7 protein-coding genes are annotated in these 6985 nt (G+C 68.3%); all 7 read left to right on the top strand.

The window, feature by feature from the left end; all coding sequences use genetic code 11:
* The first annotated feature begins 178 nt into the window (after positions 1-178).
* The 7 genes from galA to E8A12_RS18310 all read left to right on the top strand — a co-directional run bounded on the left by galA (position 179) and on the right by E8A12_RS18310 (position 6942).
* A complete protein-coding gene (gene galA, locus E8A12_RS18340; protein ID WP_293371499.1) occupies positions 179-2665 on the top strand; it encodes a beta-galactosidase GalA in 2487 nt (828 codons plus the stop codon).
* Positions 2666-2781: 116 nt separating this feature from the next.
* Positions 2782-3618 (top strand): DUF2807 domain-containing protein, encoded by an 837-nt coding sequence (locus tag E8A12_RS18335; protein WP_293371497.1) that lies wholly within the window; start codon positions 2782-2784, stop codon positions 3616-3618.
* Positions 3619-3673: 55 nt separating this feature from the next.
* Positions 3674-4507, top strand: a complete 834-nt coding sequence (locus tag E8A12_RS18330; RefSeq protein ID WP_293371495.1) for a DUF2807 domain-containing protein — start codon at positions 3674-3676, stop codon at positions 4505-4507.
* Positions 4508-4823: 316 nt separating this feature from the next.
* The gene (gene rpsJ / locus E8A12_RS18325; protein ID WP_012521787.1) at positions 4824-5132 is read left to right on the top strand and encodes a 30S ribosomal protein S10; all 309 of its coding nucleotides are present in this window, start codon (positions 4824-4826) and stop codon (positions 5130-5132) included.
* Positions 5133-5144: 12 nt separating this feature from the next.
* A complete protein-coding gene (gene rplC / locus E8A12_RS18320) occupies positions 5145-6005 on the top strand; it encodes a 50S ribosomal protein L3 (protein ID WP_293371493.1) in 861 nt (286 codons plus the stop codon).
* Positions 6002-6640 carry a 50S ribosomal protein L4 gene (gene rplD, locus E8A12_RS18315; RefSeq protein WP_293371491.1) on the top strand — a complete coding sequence of 213 codons (639 nt, stop codon included), beginning with the start codon at positions 6002-6004 and terminating at the stop codon, positions 6638-6640. Before rplC ends, rplD begins: the two co-directional genes overlap by 4 nt.
* Positions 6640-6942: a 50S ribosomal protein L23 gene (locus tag E8A12_RS18310; RefSeq protein WP_293371489.1), complete on the top strand. Its 303-nt coding sequence runs from the start codon at positions 6640-6642 to the stop codon at positions 6940-6942. Before rplD ends, E8A12_RS18310 begins: the two co-directional genes overlap by 1 nt.
* The last annotated feature ends 43 nt before the right edge of the window (positions 6943-6985 follow it).

Genomic DNA, 6985 nt, shown 5'->3' with positions numbered 1-6985 from the left:
GCCGCACGGTCGGCAGCGGCGTGGTCTCCAAAATCATCAAGTAAGGCCAGGCGCCAAGCTTGAACGAAACGCTTCAGGCCGTCGGGGAAACCCGACGGCCTTTTGCGTTGCGGCTCAGCCGCCGTGCGATCAGGCTGACCCCAACCGCAGCCTTGACTGCGGAGCGCGGGGGCAGGGCATGGAACGGCGACGGTTCTTGAAGGCGGCGGGCGTGGCCGCAGCGGGCGCGGCGCTCGCGAGACCAGGATCGCCGGGCGCGACGGCCTATCGGCCACCGCCGATTGACCTTACCACCCGGGGGCCCGGCGAGCGTCTCTCACTCGACCTCGGCTGGCGTTTCCACCTGGGCGATATCCCGACGCCGCAGCCGCACACCGGCGACCAGAGCTATGCCTCGACCAAGGCCGGCGCCGCGGGCGGAGCGGCGGCGCTTCGCTACGACGCCTCGTCCTGGCGCAAGCTCGACCTGCCGCACGATTATGTCGTCGAGGGTCCGTTCGTGGAGACCGCCAATGTCGCCCAGGGCTATCGGCCCAAGGGGGTGGCCTGGTACCGCCGCACCCTGCGGCTCGACCCCGCCGACCAGGGCAAGCACCTCGAACTGCAGTTCGACGGCATCGCCACGAACGCCACGGTCTGGGTCAACGGCAATGTCGTGGCCCACAGCTGGAGCGCCTATTCCTCGGTCTATATCGACATCACCGCCTTCGCCCGGTTCGGCGACGAGTTGAACGCCATCACCGTCCGCGTCGACGCCGATCCGCTGGAAGGCTGGTGGTACGAGGGCGGCGGCATCTATCGCCACGCCTGGCTGGTGAAGCGCGCACCCGTCCACCTGATCACCGATGGCGTCTACGCTCACCCGCGCAAGGATCCGGACGGCCGCTGGACGCTGCCGGTGGAAGCCACGCTCGCCAACATCGGCGAGACCACGGCGGACGCCGAGGTCGAAGTCGTCCTCCTCGACCCCGAGGGACGGCCTGTGGCCCAAGGCCGTAGCAGTGCCTCTGTGGCGCCGCTGGAGCGCACGCTGGCCAAGGTCACCCTGCAGGTGGCCGAGCCTCGGCTGTGGTCCATCGAGGCCCCGACGCTCTACCAGGTCCAGACGACGGTCCGGCGCAGCGGCGGCGCCGTCGATGAGGCGGTGACGCTCTGCGGCTTCCGCACCCAGCGGTTCGACCCTGACAAGGGGTTCTTCCTCAACGACAAGCCGGTGAAGGTCCAGGGCGTCTGCATCCACCAGGACCATGCAGGCCTTGGCGTCGCCCTGCCGGACTCGATCATCGAATTCCGGCTGCGCAGGCTGAAGGCGCTGGGCTGCAACGCCATCCGCTCGTCGCACAATGCGCCGACCCGCGAGCTGCTCGACGCCGCCGACCGGCTGGGTTTCCTGGTGATGGACGAGAACCGGCTGTTCAACACCAGCCCGGACTACCTGCGGCTGGTGGAGTGGATGGTGCGGCGCGACCGAAACCACCCGAGCGTGATCCTCTGGTCGGTGTTCAATGAGGAGCCGCTGCAGGGCCGCCGCGAGGGCTACGAGATGGTCCGCCGCATGGCCGAGACGGTGAAGCGGCTCGACACGACCCGGCCGGTCACGGCGGCGATGAACGGGGGCATGTTCAATGCGGTGAACGTCTCCCAGGCCGTCGACGTGGTCGGCTTCAACTATCAGATCGGCGCCTACGACAGGTTCCACGCGGCCAATCCGCGCCTGCCGATGACCAGTTCCGAGGACACCTCGGCGGTCAGCACGCGCGGCGAATACGCCACCGATATGGAGGCGCACCTGCTGACGTCATACGACGATGTGGCCCGGCCCTGGGGCGCGACGCACCGGGCGGCCTGGAAGGCCATCGCCACGCGGCCCTTCGTGGCCGGGGCCTTCGTCTGGACCGGCTTCGACTACCGCGGCGAGCCGCAACCGTTCGAGTGGCCGACGGCGAGCTCGTCTTTCGGGATCATGGACCTCTGTGGCTTCGAGAAGGCCAGCTTCTACATCCATCAGGCCCAGTGGGTGAAGGACCGCCCGGTGCTGCATCTGGTCCCGCACTGGAACTGGCCGGGCAAGGCGGGCCAGCCGATCCGCGTCGTGGCCATGGCCAACACCGAGACGGTCGCCCTGTTGCTGAACGGCAAGCTGATCGGCGAGCAGAAGGTCGATCCCTTCGAGATGAACGAATGGCAGGTTCCGTACGCGCCCGGCCGACTGGAGGCGGTGGGCCGAACCGGCGGCAAGGTCGTCGCCCACGCCGTGGTGGAGACCACGGGCGCGCCGGTCGCGTTGCGCCTGACGCCGGAGCGCAGCGGCCTGGCCGGCGACGGCCGCGATGCATCGCCCGTGACCGTGGACGCCATCGACGCCAAGGGCCGCGCCGTGCCGACCGCCAATCTGCCGGTCAGCTTCGAGATCGAAGGCGGGCGGATCATCGGGCTGGGCAACGGCGACGCCAACAGCCATGAGCCGGAAAAGGGCGCGGCGCGCCGGCTCTACAACGGACTGGCCCAGGTGATCGTCCAGACCGAGGAGGGCGGTTCCGGCGCCCTGGTGCTTCGGGCGCAGGCGGAGGGCCTCAAGCCGGCTGAAGTCCGGATCGCCGTTCGGGCGGATCGCGGGCCGCCCAGCGTCGCGCGGCCCGACGACGATGGGCATGTGACCCGCTAGTGACCCGCTAGTGACCCGCTAGTGACCGGAAAGTCATGACCGCGAATTAAGCTGCTTCGACTGCAACACGGGACTAGCTTCCCCGCCACAAACTGGGATTGGGGAAATTGAAGCTCATGCGCCTCGCCATCGCGCTCACCGCCGCGGCCGCCGCGATCGCCGCGGCCGGCGTCGCCTACGCCGGTCCCTCGGTCGAGATCCGCGACGCGGTCGCCCGCGTCACCGTGATCCCGGAGGACCGCACCGACGTGAAGGTGGAGATGCTGACCACCAACGCCGCCCTGCCGATCGAGGTGCGCAGCGAGGGGTCGACCACCGTGATCAGCGGCAACCTCGCGCACCGCATCAGCGATTGTCATACGAAGGGCGACCACCCGTCGGCCTGGGTGCGCGGCGTTGGCGAGATTTCCTACGACAACATGCCCCAGGTGGTGATCCGCACGCCCAAGGCTGTGGTGATGGAAACCGGCGGCGCGGTCTACGGGGCGGTGGGCCGCGGGGCCACGAGCCTGGACCTGGAGAACTCCGGCTGCAGCGGCTGGACGGTCGCCGACGTGAGCGGCGAGGTGAACCTGCGGGAGTCCGGAGCGGGCTCGGCGAAGATGGGCTCGGCCGGCAAGCTGGCGCTGCGGCTGTCGGGGGCCGGCAGCGTTCACGCCACCACCGTGCGCCAGGGACTCGATGCGACGCTCTCCGGAGCGGGCAGCGTGAACATCGAGGACCTGTCCGGTCCGGTGCAGGCGCACGTCTCGGGCGTTGGCCACATCCGGGCCGAGCAGGGCCACGCCACGACGGTGCACGCCTCGGTGTCCGGCGTCGGCGGCGTTGAGCTTGGCGGCGACGCCCAGAGCCTCGACGCCTCGATCTCCGGCTTCGGCGGCATCCGCGTGAAGTCGGTGAGCGGCCAGGTCACCAAGTCGGTTTCCGGCGGCGGGCACGTGACGGTCGGCTAGAGGCGCCGTGCAAGACAGAGCCTCAAGATCCAATCAGAAGACGGAGAAGTCCAAGATGCGTATGTCCCTGATGCTGGCCGCGACAGCCGCGGCCGCCCTGGCCGCCGGCGCCGCCAGCGCGGCCTCGGTCGAGGTGAAGGACGCCGTGGCGCGGGTCACGGTGATCGCGGAGAACCGCACCGACATCAAGGTCGACATCGTCCAGGCCAATCCCCGACTGCCGATCGAGGTGCGGACTTTCGCCGGCCAGACCATCGTCGACGGCCGCCTGGGGCGCCGCATCCGCGATTGCCGCGGCGCCGGCGAGAATGTCTCGGTCCGGGTGCGCGACGTCGGCGACGTGGGCTTCCGCGACATGCCGCAGATCGTCATCCATACGCCGCGTGACGTCGACCTCGACGCCGGCGGCGCGGTCTGGGGCACGGTGGGCCGCTCGGCCAGCGTCAAGCTCGGCAACGCCGGCTGTGGCGACTGGACGGTGGGCAACACCGATGGCGCCATGCGGGTCAGCCAGGCCGGCTCAGGCGACACCCGCACCGGTTCGGCCGGCTCGGCCAAGGTCCGCGTGGCGGGCTCCGGGAACGCCACCGTGGGCGACATCCGCGGGCCCCTGGAAGTCGATATCGCCGGCTCCGGCGACGTGAAGGTCGCCTCGATCTCGGGGCCACTGGACGTCCACATCGCCGGCTCCGGCGACGTCAAGGTGGCCGGCGGCAAGGCGACCACCATGGCCGTGCACATGGCCGGCTCCGGCAACGTCGATTTCCGCGGGACGGCCGACACGCTGAGGGCCCGAATCGCGGGCTCCGGCGACGTGCGGGCAAAGCAGGTCACCGGCTCGGTCTCCAAGACCGTGATGGGCTCCGGCGGGGTCACGATCGGGAAGTGATCCGGCGCGGCCTCGAGGCGGGCAGGGCGGCTGCAATCCGCCCGCCTGCCCTTGACGCGGTCGAGTCGCACAGGTAGTAACGCGCCTCCTGTTGGACCGGCTGTAGCTCGCAAGGGCTAGACGCGGTTCGCAGAACGAGCTGAGATACTGATTACATTGGTATTTCGGAGAAGGCCCTCGCGGGCTTCCGCGCGGGCCTAAGTCGTTTTAGCGGACTTACGCGTACGAACTTCTCCTCGGAGGCGTTCGGGTTGGTCTTTGAAATGGTCGAGATCACGCGGACGGTTCGTCGTCTGTAGGGAACGAAAAGAGCGATATGGATCGTCAGAACATCCGCATCCGCCTCAAGGCGTTTGACCACCGCGTGCTGGACCATTCCACGCGCGAGATCGTCAACACCGCGAAGCGCACAGGCGCGACCGTGCGCGGGCCAATCCCGCTGCCGACGCGCATCGAGAAATTCACCGTCAACCGCTCGCCGCACATCGACAAGAAGTCGCGCGAGCAGTTCGAAATCCGCACGCACAAGCGCGTGCTCGATATCGTCGACCCCACCCCGCAGACTGTGGACGCGCTGATGAAGCTCGACCTGTCCGCCGGCGTGGACGTCGAGATCAAGCTCTAAGGGGTCAGCCAGATGCGTACCGGCGTGATCGCCAAAAAGCTGGGCATGGCTCGCTTCTTCGATGAAGCGGGGACCCATGTGCCGGTGACCGTCCTCAGCCTCGAAGGCTGCACGGTCGTCGCCCAACGCACCCAGGACAAGGACGGCTATGTGGCCCTCCAGCTGGGCGCAGGCGCCAAGAAGCCCAAGAACACTTCCAAGGCCATGCGCGGCCATTTCGCCAAGGGCGAAGTCGAGCCGAAGCGCCAACTGGCGGAGTTCCGCGTGTCGGAAGACATGCTGATCGACGTCGGCTCGGAGTTCACGGCCGACCACTACCTGCCGGGCCAGAAGATCGACGTCACCGGCGTCACGGTCGGCAAGGGCTTCCAGGGCGCCATGAAGCGCTGGAACTTCGGCGGCATGCGGGCCACCCACGGGGTGTCCGTTTCCCACCGGGCCCACGGCTCGACCGGTCAGCGCCAGGATCCGGGCAAGACCTTCAAGGGCAAGCACATGGCTGGCCATCTCGGCCAGGAAACCGTGACCACCCTCAACCTCACCGTCTGGCGCGTCGATGTCGAGCGCGGCCTGATCCTGGTGAAGGGCGCTGTCCCGGGCACCGAAGGCGACTTCGTGAAGATCCGCGACGCGGTGAAGATCGCCGCGCCCAAGGACGTCCCGACCCCGGGCGCCTTCCGCAAGGCCGGTGAAGAGCCCAAGGCTCCCGCCGCGGCTGAGGAAGAAACCCCGGTCGTGGAAGCCGCCGCCGAGGCTCCCGTCGCCGAAGAGCCTGCGGTGACGCAAGCCGCCGCGTCGGAATCCGAAGCGCCCGCCACCGAAACCGAAGCGCCGGCCGCGGAAGCGCCGGAAGCTGGGGATGAAGCGCAATGAAACTCGACGTCCTCAAGCTCGACGGCGGGAAGGGCGGCTCGATCGAGCTGTCCGACGAGATCTTCGGCATTTCCGAGATCCGCGCCGACATCCTGCAGCGCATGGTGACCTGGCAACTGGCCAAGCGCCGCGCTGGCACCCACAAGATCCAGGTCCGCAACGAAGTCTCGCGGACCTCGAAGAAGATGTACAAGCAGAAGGGCACCGGCGGCGCCCGTCACGGTTCGCGCCGTGCGGCCCAGTTCGTCGGCGGCGCCAAGGCCCACGGCCCGGTCGTCCGCAGCCACGCCTTCGACCTGCCCAAGAAGGTCCGTGCCCTGGCGCTTCGCCACGCGCTGTCCTCCAAGGCCAGGGACGGCTCGCTGATCGTCGTCGACAACGTGACCCTGAAGGACGCCAAGACCGCGGGTCTTCGCGAACAGCTGGGCGCCATGGGCGTGACCCACGCCCTGGTGATCGCCGGCGCCGAGGTCGACAAGAACTTCGGCCTGGCCGCGCGCAACATCCCGAATGTCGACGTGCTGCCGAACGCCGGCCTGAACGTCTATGACGTGCTGCGCCGCCGCACCCTGGTGCTGACCAAGGACGCGGTCGAGGCCATTCAGGCGCGCTTCCAAGAGAAGGAGGCTGCGTGATGGCCGAGCAACCTACCGCCCGTCACTACGACACCATCCTGTCGCCGATCATCACGGAAAAGGCCACGCTGCTCTCGGAGCACAACAAGGTGGTCTTCCGGGTCGCCGGCGATGCGTCGAAGGACGAGATCGCTGCCGCCGTCGAGGCGCTGTTCAAAGTGAACGTGACCAAGGTCAACACCCTGAACGTCAAGGGCAAGACCAAGCGGTTCCGCGGCATCAAGGGCCGGCGTTCCGATGTCAAGAAAGCTGTCGTGACCCTGGCCGAAGGCCAGTCGATCGACATCACCACGGGGCTCTGATCCGATGGCCTTGAAGCAATATAATCCGACCTCGCCGGGTCGC

Origin of the sequence: Phenylobacterium sp., from assembly GCF_004799395.1 — a bacterium.
Classification (GTDB): domain Bacteria; phylum Pseudomonadota; class Alphaproteobacteria; order Caulobacterales; family Caulobacteraceae; genus Phenylobacterium.
Note: the sequence above shows the minus strand (reverse complement) of the source record. Positions and strands in the feature narration are given on the sequence as shown.

Coding starts and splice junctions, on each gene's coding strand:
- E8A12_RS18310 (WP_293371489.1), top strand. CDS start 6,640: ATGGCCGAGCAACCTACCGCCCGTCACTACGACACCATCCTGTCGCCG.
- rplC (WP_293371493.1), top strand. CDS start 5,145: ATGCGTACCGGCGTGATCGCCAAAAAGCTGGGCATGGCTCGCTTCTTC.
- E8A12_RS18330 (WP_293371495.1), top strand. CDS start 3,674: ATGCGTATGTCCCTGATGCTGGCCGCGACAGCCGCGGCCGCCCTGGCC.
- galA (WP_293371499.1), top strand. CDS start 179: ATGGAACGGCGACGGTTCTTGAAGGCGGCGGGCGTGGCCGCAGCGGGC.
- rpsJ (WP_012521787.1), top strand. CDS start 4,824: ATGGATCGTCAGAACATCCGCATCCGCCTCAAGGCGTTTGACCACCGC.
- rplD (WP_293371491.1), top strand. CDS start 6,002: ATGAAACTCGACGTCCTCAAGCTCGACGGCGGGAAGGGCGGCTCGATC.
- E8A12_RS18335 (WP_293371497.1), top strand. CDS start 2,782: ATGCGCCTCGCCATCGCGCTCACCGCCGCGGCCGCCGCGATCGCCGCG.